This window comes from Butyrivibrio sp. AE3006, from assembly GCF_000424165.1.
GTDB lineage: Bacteria > Bacillota > Clostridia > Lachnospirales > Lachnospiraceae > Butyrivibrio.
In genome coordinates this window covers 1-18666 of sequence record NZ_AUJJ01000027.1, presented here as the reverse complement: position 1 = coordinate 18666, position 18666 = coordinate 1, and the positions used below count along the sequence as shown (strand labels likewise).

General features: G+C 43.3%; 17 protein-coding genes. 14 read left to right on the top strand and 3 right to left on the bottom strand.

Going from position 1 to position 18666, the window contains the following annotated elements:
- Window positions 1-8 precede the first annotated feature (8 nt).
- From G603_RS0113815 to G603_RS0113780, 8 genes are all read left to right on the top strand, one after another.
- Window positions 9-1406 (top strand): cobyrinate a,c-diamide synthase, encoded by a 1398-nt coding sequence (locus G603_RS0113815; protein ID WP_026670594.1) that lies wholly within the window; start codon window positions 9-11, stop codon window positions 1404-1406.
- Window positions 1399-2520 (top strand): nicotinate-nucleotide--dimethylbenzimidazole phosphoribosyltransferase, encoded by a 1122-nt coding sequence (locus G603_RS0113810; protein WP_026670593.1) that lies wholly within the window; start codon window positions 1399-1401, stop codon window positions 2518-2520. The genes G603_RS0113815 and G603_RS0113810 overlap by 8 nt, the downstream gene beginning before the upstream one ends.
- Window positions 2521-3060 carry a bifunctional adenosylcobinamide kinase/adenosylcobinamide-phosphate guanylyltransferase gene (locus G603_RS0113805; protein WP_026670592.1) on the top strand — a complete coding sequence of 180 codons (540 nt, stop codon included), beginning with the start codon at window positions 2521-2523 and terminating at the stop codon, window positions 3058-3060.
- Entirely contained in the window at window positions 3047-3817 is a 771-nt protein-coding gene (locus G603_RS0113800) for an adenosylcobinamide-GDP ribazoletransferase (protein ID WP_026670591.1), read from the top strand. Before G603_RS0113805 ends, G603_RS0113800 begins: the two co-directional genes overlap by 14 nt.
- Before the next feature lie 19 nt (window positions 3818-3836).
- Window positions 3837-4823, top strand: a complete 987-nt coding sequence (gene cbiB / locus G603_RS0113795) for an adenosylcobinamide-phosphate synthase CbiB (protein ID WP_026670590.1) — start codon at window positions 3837-3839, stop codon at window positions 4821-4823.
- 15 nt (window positions 4824-4838) lie between these two features.
- Entirely contained in the window at window positions 4839-5996 is a 1158-nt protein-coding gene (locus tag G603_RS20460; protein WP_081669943.1) for a pyridoxal phosphate-dependent aminotransferase, read from the top strand.
- A complete protein-coding gene (locus tag G603_RS0113785; protein ID WP_026670589.1) occupies window positions 5993-6439 on the top strand; it encodes a hypothetical protein in 447 nt (148 codons plus the stop codon). Before G603_RS20460 ends, G603_RS0113785 begins: the two co-directional genes overlap by 4 nt.
- Before the next feature lie 108 nt (window positions 6440-6547).
- Window positions 6548-7360 carry a hypothetical protein gene (locus tag G603_RS0113780; protein WP_026670588.1) on the top strand — a complete coding sequence of 271 codons (813 nt, stop codon included), beginning with the start codon at window positions 6548-6550 and terminating at the stop codon, window positions 7358-7360.
- A gap of 86 nt (window positions 7361-7446) precedes the next feature.
- Here G603_RS0113780 and G603_RS22640 read toward each other — a convergent pair whose 3' ends face one another.
- Complete coding sequence (locus tag G603_RS22640) at window positions 7447-8634, bottom strand: response regulator transcription factor (protein ID WP_026670587.1); 1188 nt, start codon at window positions 8632-8634, stop codon at window positions 7447-7449.
- A 7-nt stretch (window positions 8635-8641) separates the two neighbouring features.
- Entirely contained in the window at window positions 8642-10324 is a 1683-nt protein-coding gene (locus G603_RS0113770) for a sensor histidine kinase (protein WP_196808079.1), read from the bottom strand.
- 143 nt (window positions 10325-10467) lie between these two features.
- On the opposite strand from G603_RS0113770, the gene G603_RS0113765 reads away from it, so the two are divergent.
- From G603_RS0113765 to G603_RS0113750, 4 genes are read left to right on the top strand one after another with little or no spacing between them, the layout of a single operon-like run.
- The gene (locus tag G603_RS0113765) at window positions 10468-11373 is read left to right on the top strand and encodes an ABC transporter permease (protein WP_026670585.1); all 906 of its coding nucleotides are present in this window, start codon (window positions 10468-10470) and stop codon (window positions 11371-11373) included.
- A 55-nt stretch (window positions 11374-11428) separates the two neighbouring features.
- The gene (locus tag G603_RS0113760; RefSeq protein ID WP_035793325.1) at window positions 11429-12316 is read left to right on the top strand and encodes a carbohydrate ABC transporter permease; all 888 of its coding nucleotides are present in this window, start codon (window positions 11429-11431) and stop codon (window positions 12314-12316) included.
- A 33-nt stretch (window positions 12317-12349) separates the two neighbouring features.
- Window positions 12350-13963: an extracellular solute-binding protein gene (locus tag G603_RS0113755; protein ID WP_026670583.1), complete on the top strand. Its 1614-nt coding sequence runs from the start codon at window positions 12350-12352 to the stop codon at window positions 13961-13963.
- Window positions 13964-13983: 20 nt separating this feature from the next.
- The gene (locus G603_RS0113750; RefSeq protein ID WP_026670582.1) at window positions 13984-16323 is read left to right on the top strand and encodes a glycoside hydrolase family 31 protein; all 2340 of its coding nucleotides are present in this window, start codon (window positions 13984-13986) and stop codon (window positions 16321-16323) included.
- Between the two features lie 112 nt (window positions 16324-16435).
- Here the strand turns inward: G603_RS0113750 and G603_RS0113745 are convergent, their stop codons facing one another.
- Window positions 16436-17590: a glycosyl hydrolase family 8 gene (locus G603_RS0113745; RefSeq protein ID WP_026670581.1), complete on the bottom strand. Its 1155-nt coding sequence runs from the start codon at window positions 17588-17590 to the stop codon at window positions 16436-16438.
- Window positions 17591-17817: 227 nt separating this feature from the next.
- Here G603_RS0113745 and G603_RS0113740 point away from each other — a divergent pair, with 227 nt between their 5' ends.
- Both G603_RS0113740 and G603_RS23250 read left to right on the top strand, forming a co-directional pair.
- On the top strand, window positions 17818-18270 hold the full coding sequence (locus G603_RS0113740) for a C-GCAxxG-C-C family protein (RefSeq protein ID WP_026523853.1): 453 nt from the start codon (window positions 17818-17820) through the stop codon (window positions 18268-18270).
- A gap of 101 nt (window positions 18271-18371) precedes the next feature.
- Window positions 18372-18666: transposase (locus G603_RS23250; RefSeq protein ID WP_026670580.1), on the top strand; the 295-nt coding region annotated here is incomplete at its 3' end.

Genomic DNA, 18666 nt, shown 5'->3' with positions numbered 1-18666 from the left:
GAGCCAGAATGGGTAATAACGGGTCATTTAGAAGACTTATGATATGTGCGCCTGCCAGCGGAAGCGGCAAGACGCTTATTACCTGTGCCCTTTTAAGAATTCTCCAAAGAAAGGGCTTTAAACCCGCATCCTTTAAGTGCGGTCCCGACTACATAGATCCCATGTTCCACAAGCGCATGCTGGGAATTCCGTCAAGGAATCTTGATATTTTCCTTGCGGGAGAAGAAGGGGTAAAAAGGACCCTCTGTAAAGGCGCAGAGGAGCGTGATTTTGGCATCTTAGAGGGTGTTATGGGCTTCTATGACGGCTCAAATGCAGCGACTACTGAAGGCTCGTCCTATGAGATAAGCTGTGTAACCGATACTCCGGCAATCCTTGTCGTAAACTGCAGAGGAATGAGCAATTCCATAATCCCTCTCATAAAGGGTTTTGCTGAATATGGCCATGAAAAGAGGATTCGGGGCGTAATCCTCAACAATATTTCACCAATGATAGCGGGTGATATTTCAAATGGGATCCTTGAAAATACTGGAATTCCGGTGCTTGGAACTGTCCCTGTTTTGAAGGATGTGAAGCTTGAAAGCAGGCATCTTGGCCTGGTTATGCCATCTGAGGTTGAAGGGGTTCTTGCCATAATTGACAAGGTGGCGGATGCTCTTATGGAGAATCTGGATTTTGAGAAGCTTGTGGAGATTGCTGATAGTGCCGGTAGTTTTGATGACGCGAAAGAGGGAAATACTTTTTTGACATATTTTGCTGACAAAAACCTGAATAATACTTCCGGCATCGAGGTTAAGAATCCTATAAGAATCGGAATTGCCCGGGATGAAGCCTTTTGCTTCTACTATGAGGATAACCTTGATCTGCTTTGTGAGATGGGAGCTGAGCTTGTGCCATTTTCTCCTATTCATGATGAAAAGCTGCCAGAGGTTTCGCATCTAATAATCGGCGGCGGCTATCCTGAGCTTTATGCTAAGGAGCTTTCTGAGAATAAGACAATGATAGAAAGCCTCAAGACTGCGGCGGATTCAGGGATGCCGATACTTGCTGAGTGCGGGGGCTTTTTGTATCTTCAGGAGAGCATGCAGGATCCTGAAGGCGCAGTATATCCCATGGCTGGAGTCCTTTCAGGAAAATCCCACATGAGAGATAAGCTGTCCCATTTTGGCTACGTTAAAGTCACCAAAATCAAGGATAATCCGTACATTCAGGACGGGGAGGAAATCCGCGCCCATGAGTTTCACTACTACGACACCACAGAAAATGGTGATATTTGCAAGATGACCAAGCCCTCGGGAAAAAGAAGCTGGGAGGGCTACAGAGTGCAGAATAAGGTCTTTGCCGGATTTGCGCATCTGTATTATCCATCATGCATGGCATTTATCAGGAGGTTTTTAGATGCTTGATAAAAAGGCGTTGTTCGCCATAAATATAGAAGAACCTGACAGGGAAATCTATCAGAAGGCCCATGAAATCTGGGATGGGATCTCCAAACCAATAGACGGTCTCGGAGATTTTGAAGAGCTAATATGCAAAATAGCTGCGATTCAGCGCACCGAGAAGCCTGGAGCAGAGAAAAGAACGGCGGTTATTTTCTGCGCAGATAACGGCATAGTGGAGGAAGGAATTTCCCAAAGTGATAAGAGCATCACTAAAGCGGTAGCTGTTGCTCTTGGAAAAGGAATCAGCTCTGCCTGCACCCTGGCAAATTCCTCAAAGGTCTCGGTTTTACCTGTGGATATCGGCATTGACTGTGATGAAAAAATCGAAGGTGTCAGGGATATGAAGGTGTCCAAGGGAACAGCCAATTTCCTCAAAGCGCCTGCTATGACAGATGAAGAGGTGCTTATAGCAATTGAACGAGGCATAGAGCTTGTAGGTGAGCTAAAAGGTGATGGATACGACATCATCTCCGCAGGCGAGATGGGAATAGGAAATACCACCACTTCAGCTGCGGTTTTAGCTGCAATTCTGGGCATAGACAGCGACGATATTGCAGGAAGAGGTGCAGGCCTTGATAATGAAGGTCTTCTTCGAAAAATGAAGGTTATAAGGGAAGGCATCAAAAAGTATGGCTTCCGTCAGCATATTCAGGAATCAGGAGAAACCGGCGATAAAACAGACTCATCCATAGATCAGAAAAACAGGGCGTTTGAAGCTCTTAGATGTCTTGGAGGTCTCGATATAGCGGCTCTTACAGGCCTTTTCGTAGGCGGCGCAAAATATCACATTCCTGTGGTGATTGATGGAATAATAAGCTCTACGGCGGCTGTACTGGCAGATACTTTTGTTCCGGGATGCAGAGATTATATGATAGCATCCCACAGAGGCAGAGAGCACGGCAATGAGCTTGCTCTGAAAAGACTTGGTCTTAAACCGTATATTGATGGGAATATGGCCCTCGGGGAGGGAACAGGCGCCATTATGCTTTTTCCTTTGCTGGATGTGGTGCTGGACTATTACCTTAATGGGGCAAAGTTTGGCGATTACGAGATTGACGAGTACGAGAGGTTTTCATAAATGACAATTCTGGTAGTGGGTACGCCCGGTAGCGGCAAGTCGGAAAAGGCCGAAGAGTTGGCTGTTACCCTTTCGGAGGGCGTAAAAAAATACTATATTGCCACAATGATACCATTTGGAGAGGAAGGCGCACAGCGGGTTAAGCGACATCTTGCAAGACGGGACGGCAAGGGATTTTCTACTATTGAAAAGCCTCTGCGGGTTCAGGAGCTGATATCATCCGTGCCGGATTTAGCAGATTCCACCTGCCTTTTAGAGTGTATGTCCAATCTTATCGGCAATGAGATGCATGATGAAAATAATGCGGGGTTGAGCGATGATGCTCTTGCGGATTACATCACGGATTCAGTGAAAAAGCTTTGCAGCGTATCGAAAAACATGGTCATCGTCACGAATCATTTTCCCCTTGAAGATGAGAATTACGATGAAGATACCAAAAGGTACGCTAAACTGATCGATATGGTAAACAGCAGACTTAAGGCATTATCTGACACTGTTTATGAGATAAAAGACGGAGAATGGGTAATTGAAAATAATTAAGAGCATAATAATTTCATTTTCATTATATTCGAAGATTCCGATGCCCATATTTGAATGGGATGAGGAAAACATGAAGCATGCCATTTCATTTCTGCCCTTTGTGGGGGCTGTGATCGGCGGACTTTCCTACCTTTTGATATATGTAGGAGTCAGGCTGTCGCTACCTGTGATGGTGATGACACTCCTTTTGACGGCGCTCCCGCTTATCGTAACCGGCGGCTTTCATGTGGATGGATTCATGGATGTTCAGGACGCCCTGCATTCATATCAGCCTAAGGAGAAAAAGCTTGAAATCATGAAGGATCCTCATATCGGCGCTTTTGCGGTAATAAGTGTCGGAACATTACTCCTTATCTGGCTTGCGGCTCTCTATCTGCTCCTTGGATCAGCCATGGTTAAAGAGGACTTTTCACTGGTCTATATCTATATGGCATCCTATTTTCTGATAAGAGCTCTTTGCGGCATCACCAGCATAGTTTTCAGGAATGCCAAAAAGGACGGAATGCTTAACATGGAAACAGGGAAAAGCAGCAGCGGTGATGTGATTTTTCTTAGTATTCAGGCAGTTTTGGCTATAGCATTTATGGTATATCAGAATCTTTTGGCAGGCGTCGTCTGCGCAGCGGCAGGATGCCTTTTTTGCCTGTGGTATAAAAAGCTCTGTGACAAGCAGTTTGGCGGTGTAAGCGGTGATACTGCGGGATTTTTTGTGGTTATGGGCGAAGCCTTTTTGCTGATAGTATTAGCGATTTTGTGAGAGGATATTTATTAAATTGATGATTTATCATATAGCAGCGTTTTTCATCGGATTTTGCCTGGATCAGATAATCGGTGATCCCTGGAATATTCCGCATCCCATAAGGCTTATAGGTAACCTGATAAGCTTTTTGGACAAGACGCTTTTGGGAAAAACAGAGGGAAAAAAGAGGAATAACAGAAGCGAGTTCGTAAGAGGAGTTTTTCTATGCATAATCGTGACTATGCTGACTGTGGTGGTGACGCTGGGGTTGATGCGTGGCGTCTATGCAATTCATCCTTATGTAGGCATTGCTCTTGAAGCTGTGCTGACCTGCTACATACTGGCTGCAAAAAGCCTAAGGGTAGAGAGCATGAAGGTGTATTATGCGCTTCGGGATAAAACCATAGAGGATGCCAGATATGCGGTTTCCATGATTGTGGGCAGAGATACGGCTAACCTTGATGAAAAGGGCATTGAGAGAGCAGTTGTAGAGACGATTGCGGAAAACACCTCAGATGGCGTTATTGCGCCTCTCATCTACACCTTTATAGGCGGACCGGTTCTTGGCTTTTTATACAAGTCCATAAATACCATGGATTCTATGGTTGGCTATCACAACGACAGATATGAATATTTTGGCAGAGCAGCGGCAAAGCTTGATGATGTGGTGAATTATATACCTGCAAGGATCAGCGCTCTGTTGATGATTTTAGGAGCTTTTCTGGGCGGGAAAAGCTTCTCCGGAAAGGATGCATTCAGAATTTTTAAAAGGGACAGATATAACCACAAGAGTCCCAATTCTGCACAGACAGAGAGCGCCTGCGCAGGAGCTTTATCACTGCAGCTTGCAGGAGATGCCTATTATTTTGGCAAATTGGTGAAAAAGCCGTTCATCGGGGATCCTGTCAGAGAGATTGAGCTTGATGACATAAAGCGGGCCTGTACACTGATGTATATTACTGCGTATCTGTGCCTTTGCATGCTGCTGGCGATTGGATTTTTAGCGTGGTTTTTAATCAAATAATAAGATGAGTTTAGAATGAAGACGGCATATCTTGGTGGCCGGAGCTTGAATAACTGGAGGAACTTAGTGCTTCACGGCGGAGAAATATACGACAAGAAAATAGAATATGACTTTTCGGTAAATCTGAACCCGTATCCATGCCCGGAGCAGGTGATGAACGCCCTTCGCAATGCGATAAATGACGTAGATAAATATCCTGATATTACTCAGAAGCTCTTTAGAGAGAAGGTCGCAGAAGCGGAGAATAAGCATTTATCGGATTTTGCAGCCGCAGCAGGAGAGGAGACCGGGGATAGTAGTACTAAAAATCCGGATTTACGTCTTACATCAGAAAACATTATCGGCGGAAACGGTGCATCAGAACTGATTTTTGCCATAGTAAAGATGCTAAATCCCGGGAAAGTATTGCTTCCTGTGCCAAGCTTTTACGGATACAGGCATGCATTAATGGCATGTTGTGATGTCAATACATCAATGTATCAATGTATCGAAAATGAGGACTTTGAACTCAGAGAGGATTTTGCCGACAGAATCGATGAATCCACGGACCTTGTGATCATCACGAATCCAAATAATCCCACAGGAAGGTGCATAACACCTAAGGTACTTGATAAAATTGTGAAAACATGCGCCGTTACAGACACAGCACTTATCGTTGACGAGTGTTTTCTAAATCTGACAATGCAGAATCCAAGTGCAGTTTGCTATCTGGATTTGTGTCCGAAGCTTTTCATAATCAATGCATATACCAAGCTTTTCTCGATACCCGGAGTACGGGTGGGTTATGCCATTTCGTCTAAGGAGAATATCAGGAACCTGTCAAAATATCTTCCTGAGTGGAACATGTCTGTTTTCGCCCAGAGCGTAGGAGTAGCATGCGCAGAGCATCTTATGTCCGGCGATTTTGTGGAGAAGTCCAATAAGTACATAAAAGAAGAGAGAGCACAATTGATGGATGCTTTCATGCGCAAAGGCTGTAAAGTTTATCCTTCAGATACCAACTTTTTTCTGGTGTATAGCGAAGAAGATTTGTATGAGAAACTCTTAAACAGTGGTATACTGATTCGTGATTGCGCGAATTTCGAGGGCCTTGGGAAGGGCTACTATCGAATCGCGGTAAAAGATAAAGAAGCCAATAAAAGGCTGATAATACAAATGGAGGAGACATTATGAAAAACAACAAGAAAGGTATTATTATCGGAGGAGTAGTGCTTGTAGCACTTATCGCTATTTTTGCAGTAGTGGGAACAACGGCAAGCGCAGCAAACTATGACAAGGTGGCAAAGCGAATCTGCGCCAAGTATACAAAGGCGGCTAAAGCAGGTTCTTTTGTCGGCAAAGTAAAGGTCACTTACAAAAAGCAGAAAGGAGCATATAATTTCACTTTCACGCTTAATATGGATCAGGATGATTCAACCTTTGCCATGCTCAAGTTAATGGGCGGAAATTACTACAATGAAACCCGTGATTCTTTTAAGAGTACTACTACTAAGCTTAGAAAAGACATTAAGAAGCAGGGAATCAAAAAGGTCAATGTTACTTACATTGTTAAAGCCAAGGGGAAAAAACTCTGGGTGGCTAAAAATGGTAAGATCACATATGACAAATATAAATAAATTTAGCTAAAAAATGGAAATAGCAATTGCAGGCAAGCTGTAATTGCTTTTTCTTTGCATGCTATAATGGGAAAGGCTTTAAATAGCGCAGAAAGAGGTTTTTGAGATATGAAACATAACTGGATAAATGTTCTTGCCCTGGTATTGTCATACGTGGTCCTGTTTTTTCTGCCAAGGAATCTGACGGTTACATCCTATGTAATTCTGGGAATTTCCATATTTTTATTCATGATTGGCTACTTCAGGCTGCAGATGATATATGGGTGGTTTTCGGATCATATAGGCTACAGAATGACAAATGTTCTGAGCGATATCATAGGCATGGGGCTCATGGCCTTTGGCACAGTTTATCTTTATATCAGTCATTCGAATGGAAAAGGCATGGTTGTTGTGTTTTTGCTGATGATGGAAGGTCTTGCATTTATGGCAACGTCTGCGGGAGAGGTGATCGATCTTAAGGTGGACAGGAATATGGCGCTTGTCATGCGTATGTTTGCTCTGTGCCTTATAGCATTTGCTGTATTTTATATTGTCACGGATATTGAGAAGGGATTACCCTCTGCGGTTCTAATACTGATTGAAATTGTGATGGTACTTATAATGAGTAATATCAATGCTCACAAGGAACGAATCGCCAAGATGAAAATCTCCGTGAAGGAGTTTTGTGAAAAATACGGACAGGTGAAAACAGTCTTTGGTGAGCCCAGAGTCGGAGAAGCCGATGGCCACAAGGAATGTATCATTTATGGTCCTAATGAAAACGGCGTATTTGTTTATGGCTATTATATGCTTGGACAGTTTATTCTGGCCCTGGGATCTGAAGGAAACAGGGAAGTCTCCCATGAGGATGCCGAAGTACTCGATAGATATAAAGAAATGTTTGAGAACTATACAGCAACCGGTAAAATGAAATTTTCATGATTAAATAAAATCCCACAAAGGAAGTCCTACGAAACCGAAACGGTGACATCCTTTGTGGGATTTTTGTGTAGCACGACGAACCGGATTTATTTCCCCCTGAATTCCACAGGCGTTACACCAAAGCTTTTTTTGAAAAGTCTTGTGAAGTAGGAGTAGTTGTCATAGCCTACCTTCAGGGAAATGTCCCTGACAGAATAATCTGTAGTCTGCAGGAGCTTTCTGGCAAGATCCAAACGCTTTTCTATTATGTAATTCTTAAAACTCATGCCGGTTTCTTTTCTGAAAATCTTGGTGATATAATCCGGCGCAAAATAGAACAGCTCCGATAGATGCTCGCGGCTCATATCTTCCGTAAAATGTGCATCCACATACTGAAGCAGCGTAGTTACTGAGGTTTCATCTATGTAGATGATGGAAGATTCTTCATCAAAGGGCATGGTTCTCATGTTTAGCATACTGTCCAGAACATCCGGAATCTCGCTTACCTTCTTTTCAGAACTAAGGAAAAGCCTGAGATTAACTCCAAATTCATCTGACAATGAGTAATATAATTCGCCAAAAAGAGGTCGTAGTCTTGCACCTACGGCTTCATCACCATCTACAGGTATAAGAGCAAACAGAATGAAATCCTCTGACTGATAGGGGATAAGTACGCCCTGGGAGGTGAAAGCACTTCCGAAGATGGACTCGGTAATATGCCTTATGCGGGCTGCCATCATTCCTCTGTCATCATCCAGCTTACCGTCACCGAATTGGATAAGGCATGTTATGTATGAGGGAATTCCCTTTTCAAAGACCTGATGCCTGTTCATATCGGACATGAGAGCCTTATAGGTGATGCGCCTGTCTATCAGATAGTCATACCATAATTTGGACATGGAAGTGGCCATATCACGGCCATCGGAGGTTACCTCCAAAAGCGCCTGCTTTATGATTTTTGCCATCTCATCATAATCTATGGGTTTTAGGAAATAGTGGAAGGATCGCAGCTCCAGTGCTCTTTTTGCATAGGAAAAATCTGCGTAATTTGTTAGGAAAATAGCGGGTATGCTGTTTCCCTGTTCACGCAAAATACCTAAGAGGTCAAGACCGCTGCCCTGTGGCATGTCTATATCGCTGAGAAGCAGATCAACTGTGTTATTTGCCAGTATCTCCTGAGCTCTTTTAATATCATAAGCGGTGAAAACATTGGTAATACCAAGGCTTTCCCAGTCCATATTTTTTTCAAGTGCTGCGATGACAAAACGATCGTCATCAACCAGTAAAATGTTCATTCGTACCTCATTTTTCATTTACCGGGATTCGCAGAGTTATCTTTGCACCGCGGGGTTTGTTGTTCTCCGTAAGGAGCTTGAAATTGTTGTCATAAAGCAGTCCCAGACGCTTGATGCAGTTGGTAATGCCGATGTGGTTGCCATCTTCCTCCATATCTTCGCCGTTCCTTATCTTGGTGAGGACATCTCTTGAGAAGCCCTGGCCATTGTCGCAGATGACGATTTCCATGGCGTTGTGATTCATCATTCTACATTTTATCCATATCTTCAGGCTTTCACCCTCCGGAGGAACAGCGTGTTTTACGGAGTTCTCAATAAAAGTGATAAGCAGCAGGGGAGGAATCTCCATGCTGTTACACTCACTTGGAATGTCCGCTTCGTACAGCGTAGAGCGGCTAAGTCTCATGTTTTGAATTGACAGATAATCCTCTATATGTTGCACCTCATTTATGAGAGGCACTGTGTTCATGTCCACCTGGAAAAGATAGCGGAAGTACTTTGATGTAAACATCAGCATCTTTTTTGCTGCGTCGATATCACCAAGGCTCACCATGCTGTCCACAGTTGTGAGGCAGTTTAGGTAAAAGTGAGGTTTTATCTGCTGTTGCAGGAAGTGGATCATGAATTTGTTTTTATCAAGCTCAGCTTCATAAATGTCGATTCTGAGCCTTGTTATCTCATGGATCAGGTTCTTGAACTGCTCATTTATCTGGTTAAGCTCCTGAATCTTGCTGTCGGTAAGGTCCAGACCTTCACCATCGGAAACAGAGTCCATCTCAGAGAGACTCTTTGAAAACATCTTAATTGGCAGGATGACCTTTTTATAGCTCACAAGAATATATCCCGCCATTATGAAGCTCAGCATCAGGGCAGCAAGGAATACAATGACCTGCAGCACGAACAGTTTTCCGTAGTTTCCCAGAACTCTTGAATCGATGGCAAGAGAGAAGGGCAGACCGGATTTACTTGCAGGGAAATAAATCCTGTTGTACACACTTCTGATAATTCCTTCAGGGCCTTCCTTTGTTCTGTAGAAAGTCTCGCCATTTTCACTGATGGTGCTGATTGATCCATACTCGCCCAGATTCAGGGAATTGAGAGGCGAGAGAATATCTTCCATTGAAACAATGCAGGCAAAGGTTCTGTGCATGTAAGTGATCGTGTAATACAGGAATTCTTTGCCGCCAAAGGTGAAAGGCTTCCAGGAAAAGCTTCCTGTAGGGTCAGCCTTACTTTTCACATCCGATCTTATTTTTTCTCTGATCTCTTTATAGGTGTCGTAATCAACCTTGATCTCAGATGCATTGAAAAAGATATCCTTTTCATCCCAATAGAAAAAATACTGGTATTCATTTCCTGTGGAATATTGCATGTCACTTACGCGAAGGCGCAGCTCATTGCTGGCTTTTCTGTAATCGCCCATGTGCTTTTCCCTGGAAAAATCATCCAATATGGGATCGTGTACCACAGTCCACTGAATAAAGTGAGTTATGGCCGACAGTCTGTGCTCTAATTCAGTTTGATAGATATTTACGGTGTTCTCCACTGCCAGATTGTTCTGTTTTCTGATCTCTGAAAAAGAAAACCAGCTCACCACTACGAATAAAATGATGACCGGAATAGCGAGATACACAGTTTTGCTTAAAACCTGGACAACGGGGTATGACCGTGCGCGTTTCTTATTTTTCATGAATTCATTATATAAAGAAAAGATTGTGCAATCTATAGTTTTAAAAAACCTTGTCAAAAAAGTGCTATGCAGTGAACCAAAATGTGCTATTTTTACAAACTCAAAAAATCTATTATCTGATTCATGAACAAAAGGAGCGCACAATGAAAAACAAGTTAAGAAACGTAAAGAAACACTATCAACTTTATCTGTTACTCCTGCCATCGGCACTTCTTCTATTGTGTTTTGCGTACCTGCCGATGATAGGAATCGTGATTGCTTTTCAAGATTATTCACCTGCTTTGGGAATACTGGGGAGCAAATTCGTAGGCTTTAAAAACTTCATGCAGTACTTCAAATCCTATCAGTTTGGAGTGACCATCAAAAACACATTGGTACTAAGCCTTTACAGTATCGTTGTTGGATTCCCTCTTCCGATTCTGTTAGCGCTTATGTGTAATCAGATGAAAACAAAAATGTTCAAGAAGGTTTTTCAGGTAATTACCTATCTGCCTCATTTTATTTCAACGATGGTTATGTGTGGCCTGATACTTATATTCCTGTCACCTTCAAGCGGACTTTTTGCTAACCTGTTTAATCTTTTCGGAGCAAAATTTCCAAATCTGATGGCAAGTGCTACAGGTTTTAAGCATGTGTATGTGTGGAGTGATATCTGGCAGCATCTTGGATGGGACAGCATTATCTACCTTGCAGCCCTTGCGGGAATCGATCCCACATACTATGAGGCAGCCACAGTTGACGGAGCAAGTACACTTCAGAAAATCAGATTTATAGATATACCCATGATCCTTCCTACAGCCATGGTTCTGCTGATACTCAGAGCAGGAAGCATCCTTGGAATAGGCTTTGAGAAGGTTTTCCTTCTGCAGAACGTACAGAACATCATGAGCAGTGAGATCATCTCGACGTACGTTTACAAGATGGGTATGCAGAGCATGCAATACAGCTTGTCTACCGCCATTGGTCTTTTTAATACGGTAGTTAACGTGATAGTACTTTTGCTTGTAAATCTGATGTCGAGAAAGCTCACAGAGAGCAGTCTGTTCTAAATAATCCTGCGAAAGCATGAAAAAGAGCAGAACATCATTTGAGGAGATTATTTTCATGGTTAAGAAAAAAAGATTAACGCAGGATGCCGTGGTAAATATTGTGTTCCACGTGATCGCCGTCCTGATGATCATTATGGTTATATATCCGCTCTGGTTTGTAATAATTGCATCTTTCAGTAATCCTGCAGATGTAGCCAGCGGAAAAGTGTGGCTTTGGCCTAAGTCATTTGATGTAAGGGGATACCAAAAGCTTTTCGAGCAGAGCCAGATCTGGAAAAGCTATTTGAACACCATTATTTATACAATAGTCGGCACCTCGGTTGCTCTTGTGGTTAATATTACAGCCGGCTATGCAATGTCCCGAAAAGACCTTCCGGGAAGAAAGTGGATAAACATCTTTTATATCATACCAATGTTTGTAAATGGAGGACTGATACCAACCTACCTAATAGTCAAACAATTTGGACTCCTTGACACTTTCCTGGTTATGGTTCTGCCATTTTCGGTATCCACTTACAACATAATAGTAGCAAGAACTTTCTTTCAAAATTCTCTCCCTGAGTCCTTGTGGGAGGCAGCACAGATAGACGGCTGCAGCACCATGAGGTACTTCCTGCAATTCGCAGTACCGCTTTCAAAAGCGGTTATTGCGGTAGTGGGACTTTGGACAGCGGTGGGACACTGGAATTCCTGGTTCAACGCACTTATTTATCTGCAAAATGAGGAGCTTATTCCTCTGCAGCTTTTGCTCAGAAGAATTCTCATTGCTAATGAATCACTTCTGGGAGCAGCAACCGGAACCATGGCACAGGAGCTCAGACAGCTCTCGGACATGATGAAGTACGGTTCAATAGTGGTTTCTACACTGCCGATAATGATGCTCTATCCATTCTTACAAAAATATTTCAATCAGGGTGTCATGATAGGAGCAGTGAAGGGATAAATGATATACAATATATTTTATGAGAGAAGGAGTATGAAAATGCACAAAAAGTATGGTTTATTTGCCGGCGCTATGGCGCTCTCACTGACACTTACCGCTTGTGGTGGCGGTGCATCAACTCAGACAACAGAAGTAAATGACGGAGAAACACCTGTGGCTGCATCTGCAGGAGAAGCAGATGATAAGGCTGCAGAGGGTGGTTACAGAGTAGCAACAGTCAGATGGGCAGACTGGGGCGAAGATTATCACACAGGTTTTCCGGATGAGGCTGCAAAAGAAGCAGGAATCAGCCTTTCCTGGGATACAATCCTTAATTCAGACTGGGCTGACAAGAAGGCAGTTCTTCTTGCAGGCGGCGATCTTCCAGATGCATTCCTTGGATCAATCTGTTTTTCAGAGTCAGATATTTTGACAAATACAGGCTCATTCATCGCACTTGATGACTACATTGATGAGTACATGCCTAACTTCAAGGCTGTTATGGAGTCAGATCCTACAATGAAGGCTCTTGCAACATCTGCTGATGGTCACATCTATGGTCTTCCTTCCAAGAAGCCCTGCAGACCTACAGTAAGTAACCAGATGTTCATCAACAAGACATGGCTTGATAACCTTGGTCTTGAAGTTCCTACAACATATAAGGAATTCGAGGATTGTCTTGCTGCATTCAGAGACAATGATGCAAACGGCAACGGCGATCCGTCAGATGAGATTCCTTTCGGACAGGGCTATGCTGATTCAGTTATGTTCTTCTGCCTGCCCTTTGGAACAACAATTGGTGCTGACGGAACATACATGATGACAGTTAAGGATGGCTCACCGGTTTACATTCCTACATCTGAGGAGTACAAGGCAGGTATTGAGTGGATGCACGACTGCTATGTAAACGGTCTTATCGATCCCGAGCTTTTCACAGAGGATTCCTCAATGCGTGATGCCAAGCTCATGAATGAGACACCTATCGTTGGTGCTGCACCCGGATGGACAGCAGATTCAACCTTCGGTGCAAACGCAGGAGAGTATGTGGCTCTTCCCGCTCTTGCAGGTCCCGATGGCAATCAGTATGTATCTTCAGATCCTGAGCACATGAACTACTCAAGATATGAGTTCGTAGTGACAAGCAAGTGTGAGAATCCCGGTCCCCTTCTTGCATGGATCGACAAGTTCTACACAGAGGATGCTTCAATCCAGAACTTCTACGGATCATTTGGTATCGGTGTTGAGAAGGAAGAAGACGGAACTTATACAGTTCTTGAGCCTCAGGATGGCAACTCAGCTGATACATTTGCATGGATCCAATCAGTTCGTGACTTTGGTCCCAAGTATGTAGCTGAAGGATTTAACGATAAGGTTTCATACGCAGCTGAGAACGGTGATGCTTCCAAGCTTGCACTTGATAAGGAACTTGGAAAGTACGCTAAGGAAGCTTATCCTAACGTAAGTTACACAACTGATCAGCTGAACACACTGGCTACTCTTTTCACAGATATCGATGCTTATGTAACAGCTACACAGGCTACATGGGTAACAGAAGGCGGAGTAGATGAGCAGTGGAATGATTATATTGGAACCCTTGAAGCTATGGGTTATAATGATTTCATTCAGATACAGCAGGATGCCTATAGCACATATCAGGCCAACAAATAAGACAGAAAAGGATATTTAAAATGCAGACATTCAAATTAGGTGCAATTTGTCCGCAGGAGAATATTATTCAGGGAGCAGGTTATCGAATCAGTTTACTGACGGATAGCCTGCTCCGTCTTGAATATGAAAAAGACGGACACTTCACAGACAATGCAACTCAGACCGTTTTAAACAGAGATTTTCCCAAGGTGGATTTTGAGATCCTTGAGGATACTGACGAAAGGCTTGTTTTCAAAACCGCAAGACTTAAGGTTACTTATGACAAGAAATTCTTTACCTCTATGGGCCTTTCAATTGAGCTCCTCGAGGAGAAGGTGACATGGCATTACGGCGAGGTCGGACGAAATCTTAAGGGAACAGTCAGAACCCTCGATGAGACCAACGGTATCATTATCTACGGCAACGGCCTTATCTCCAGAGACGGCTACGCGTGGTTTATGGATGGGGACAGCTGCGAGCTTGAAGGCGAAGAGATCAAGGATAGAGAATATCCCGAGGAGGATGTATATTTCTTTGGCTATGGTAACGATTATTACCGTACCCTCAAGGATTTCTATTATCTTTGCGGCAAGACTCCCATGATCCCCAGATACGCCCTTGGAAACTGGTGGAGCAAATATGAAAAGTACACAGAAGAGAGCTACCTGGCACTGATGGATAAATTCGTTGAGGAGAAGGTTCCGATTTCTGTTGCAGTTATCGATATGGACTGGCACCTTACCGAAATCGATGAGAAGTATGGTACAGGCTGGACCGGATACACCTGGAATAAAGAGTATTTCCCGGATTACAGAAGATTTTTAAAGACTCTGAAGGAGCGTGGAAAAGCTATCACTCTGAATCTTCATCCCGCTGACGGAATCAGAGGTTTTGAGGAGTGCTACGAGAGAGTAGCAAAGAGAATGGGTGTTGATATGGAGAATGAGGAGGCTGTCAGCTTTGATCTGATGGATCCCAAATTCGTTGATACCTATTTTGAAGAAGTAATGCATCCCTATGAGGATGACGGCGTAGATTTCTGGTGGATTGACTGGCAACAGGGCACTAAAGCCCGTCAGGGTAATGTGGATCCCCTTTGGATTTTGAACCACTATCATTATCTTGATCAGCTTCGTCGCGGCAAGAGAGCCATGATTTTCTCAAGATATGCAGGAGTAGGAAGCCACAGATATCCTATAGGTTTTTCCGGTGATGCCTATGCCACATGGACAAGCCTTAATGTGCAGCCTTTCTTTACTTCTACCGCATCCAATGTGGGTTACGGCTGGTGGAGTCACGATATCGGTGGCCACATGCACGGAGAAGAGGATACGGAGAGAACCTGCAGATGGGTTCAGTTTGGTGTTTTCTCACCTATTATGAGACTGCACAGCTCAAGTAATCCATTCTTCTTTAAAGAGCCCTGGAATCTTCCGCAGCCCATGAGATCAGTGGTTGATGATTACATGAGACTTCGCCATAGGATGGTGCCTTACCTCTATACTGAGGGTTATAAAGCATGGAATAAGGATGTGCCTGTAATCAGACCTTTGTACTATGATTCACCTGATGTTCAGGGTGCTTATGAGTCCAGAAACGGTTACTATTTTGGTTCTGAGATGATTGCCTTCCCTATTACAGAAAAGCTTGATTCTGAGCTTCAGATGGCTCATGTTCATGCCTTCATTCCTAAGGGCAGATGGATCGATATTATGGGCGGCAATATCTATGAGGGTGAAGAAATTCGTAACCTCTATCGTCCCATCGAGAACATTCCTGTGCTCATAAAAGAAGGTGGAATCGTGCCCATGGACAGCGAAGCTTCAGAGGATATTAATAAGTGTCCCGAAGCCCTTGATATTTACCTTGGCGTTGGCGCTGACGGCGAATATGAGCTGTTTGAGGATGATGGAATAAGCAATGCTTATGCAGATGGTGTTGGAGCTTTAACTAAGATTACTCAGAAATACGATGCAGCTTCAAAGAAACTTACAGTAGAGATTTATCCTGCAACAGGAAATACCGAGCTTGTACCTGCTAAGAGACAAATCAGCCTTGTTCTCTGCGGAGTGGAAGAGGGTGCTTGTGTTAGCGGCACAGGTGAGGTTTGTTATGATTCTGTACGCAGACAGGCTCACATTGCAGGTATCACCTACAATTCAGGCGAGAAGACTACTATTGTTATCGAGAATGTTTGTCTTTCCGGAATGCATAGAGTTGATGAACTTTACAGACTTCTTAAGAGATGCGAGATCAGCTATGATCTGAAGGAAGTTCTTTACAAGAAGCTTCAGGAGGAGAACCTCGATAAGACAGCCTATATCAGATCCCTTGATGTGAAGGAAAATCTGAAGGATGCATTGCTTGAAATAATTGCGTAAGTTTATCGCATCAGGAAAAATATAACAAAACTCCCCTTGAGAGACTTTGATGGATATTTCCGGAGTCTTCTTAAGGGGAGTTATTTCATTAAAGCGGATATGGCTTTCCTTTTTACCAAATCCTGTATTTTCCTGAAAGAGCCAGCAGTGCGAACATGTAGAGGCAGTTGTCGTAGTATCTTCTGACACCTTTGCGAAGGGGCTGATTCCAAAACCATTCAACCCACTTTTTAGCTTCTGCAAAATCGCTCTTAGCGTCGTCGCTGTAAGGAATTGCCAGGGCACTCTGGGCGATTGTTGATAAAAGTCCAAGAGGGTGGAGGACAGGTCTCTCAAGAGGCGTTCCGTCTACCTTGTAGGCACATCTTACGGCCTCAAGATCTGTTCCGAAAAATCTCATCATTCTAAGAGGAATGTCATAATGTCCCTTGTCTTTTCCAAACCATTCAGCATCAAGGCCGATGTTTGCTGCGGTTCTGTAGGCATCGCTGAAGAAGTCGCCAAACTGTCCCCAGGGAAGAACCTTGTCCATAGGGCTTCCGTCAAAGTTGGCATATTCGGGATTAAGACCTGTTTTTTCGTGGCAGGTTGTTACAAGGAATTCTCTGCTTACTTCAGCTGCCTTTGCAAAGAATTCTCTATCCTCCTCGTTTGTCCATTCTGCAAAAAGCTCATAGAAATGGGGAAGGTGGTAGGAAGGATCTGTATGCGGGCATCCGGGAACGAACAGAATCTGATGATTTTCTCTGTTCCACATGGGCGCGCCGGCTCTTCCGTTTTCGCCTTTATGGAGGCAGGCTTTCAGGATATCTTTCGCCTGCTGACTGTAATTGAAGATGCCTTCGCCGTCACCCCATCTGTGGGATGCAAAAAACAGAGCCATGGCGTAGAATTCTTCTCCATCGGGAGCGGGGCCGTAGGCATTCTTTTTTCCGTCAGTCTGACAGGACCAGGCAAAATAGCCCTCATTTTCACCTTCATCCATATACATATAGGTCTTGGACCATTTCCAGATCCTATCGAATTCTTCCTTCATATCCAGCTGAACACACATCATCATGCCATAGGACATGCCTTCAGTTCTGGCATCATCATTTCCCGTGTCGGTGAGATATCCCATATCATCACCTGCTGTGTGGTAAATTCGTTCTTCCTCATCATAGAAAAAGGTCTGAACGGCCTCTTTTATTTTTACATCGATTTCTTCTTCGGTTTTTCCGATTTCTTTAAAAATATTTCTGTAAACACCAGTCTTGTATGCGCTCATTTTTCACCTCTGTAAAAGCTTGTTTTCCCAATTTTTTAAAATAGAATGCGGAAACGTCAATCATAATAATATTTTGTACAATTATTCTGCACGATTTAATATAATCTTTCTTGCTATTTATTGCGCAGATTACTCTTATTCTTGCCCTATGGATGTTCCATTATCTCTAAACAAGGGGACTTTCCTATGATAGAATGAAAAAGAAAATGATTTTGGAGTGATATGTAATGACAAGAAGAGAGATAGCAATGGCCAATTTCCTGAATGGATATAACTGTTCCCAGTCTATTGTACTGGCTTTTAAGGATTTACTTCCTATTGATGAATCCACACTTTCCAAGATGGCGTCATCCTTTGGAGGCGGTATGGGAAGACTTCGTGAAGTGTGCGGCAGCGTCAGCGGAATGTTCATGGTTACCGGCCTTTTATACGGATATGACGGTCCGGAAACCGGTGAAGTGAAGGCTGATCATTATGCAAGAATTCAGGAGCTGGCCCGTAGATTTGAGGAAAAACACGGCAGCATCGTCTGTCGCGACATGCTTGGACTTAGCGTAAAGCATGATGTTCCAACTCCTGAAGCAAGAACTCAGGAATACTATAAAAAGCGTCCCTGCGCCGAGATAATCGGAGATGCGGCAGAGATACTTGATGAATATATCAAGGAAAATCCGGTTTAAAGCAAAAAATAAGGGGCTGTGAAATAATCAGTCCATGAAAAAAGAGAAGTAATAGCTGGAAACAGCCAATTACTTCTCTTTTTTCATGGTAAAATATTACCATGAACAATCAAACCAATTCTTATAATACTATAAATCAGGGCGTTTTACCATTTTTTATTTCAGATTGTTTGGATATCTGTGATCCGGTTTTTACTTTTGACGAACTCGTGGGAGGTATGAATCTTGAGAAGTATCTGAAAAATGTGCCAGAGCATAAGCTTGGCAGAATCAGATATAATCCAGTCAAAATGCTGAAAACCGTACTATTCGGTTTTATGAGTGAAGGATATATTTCACTAAGAGGACTTCAAGAAAACTGTAGGGTTAACATTCGATTTATGTATCTTATGGACA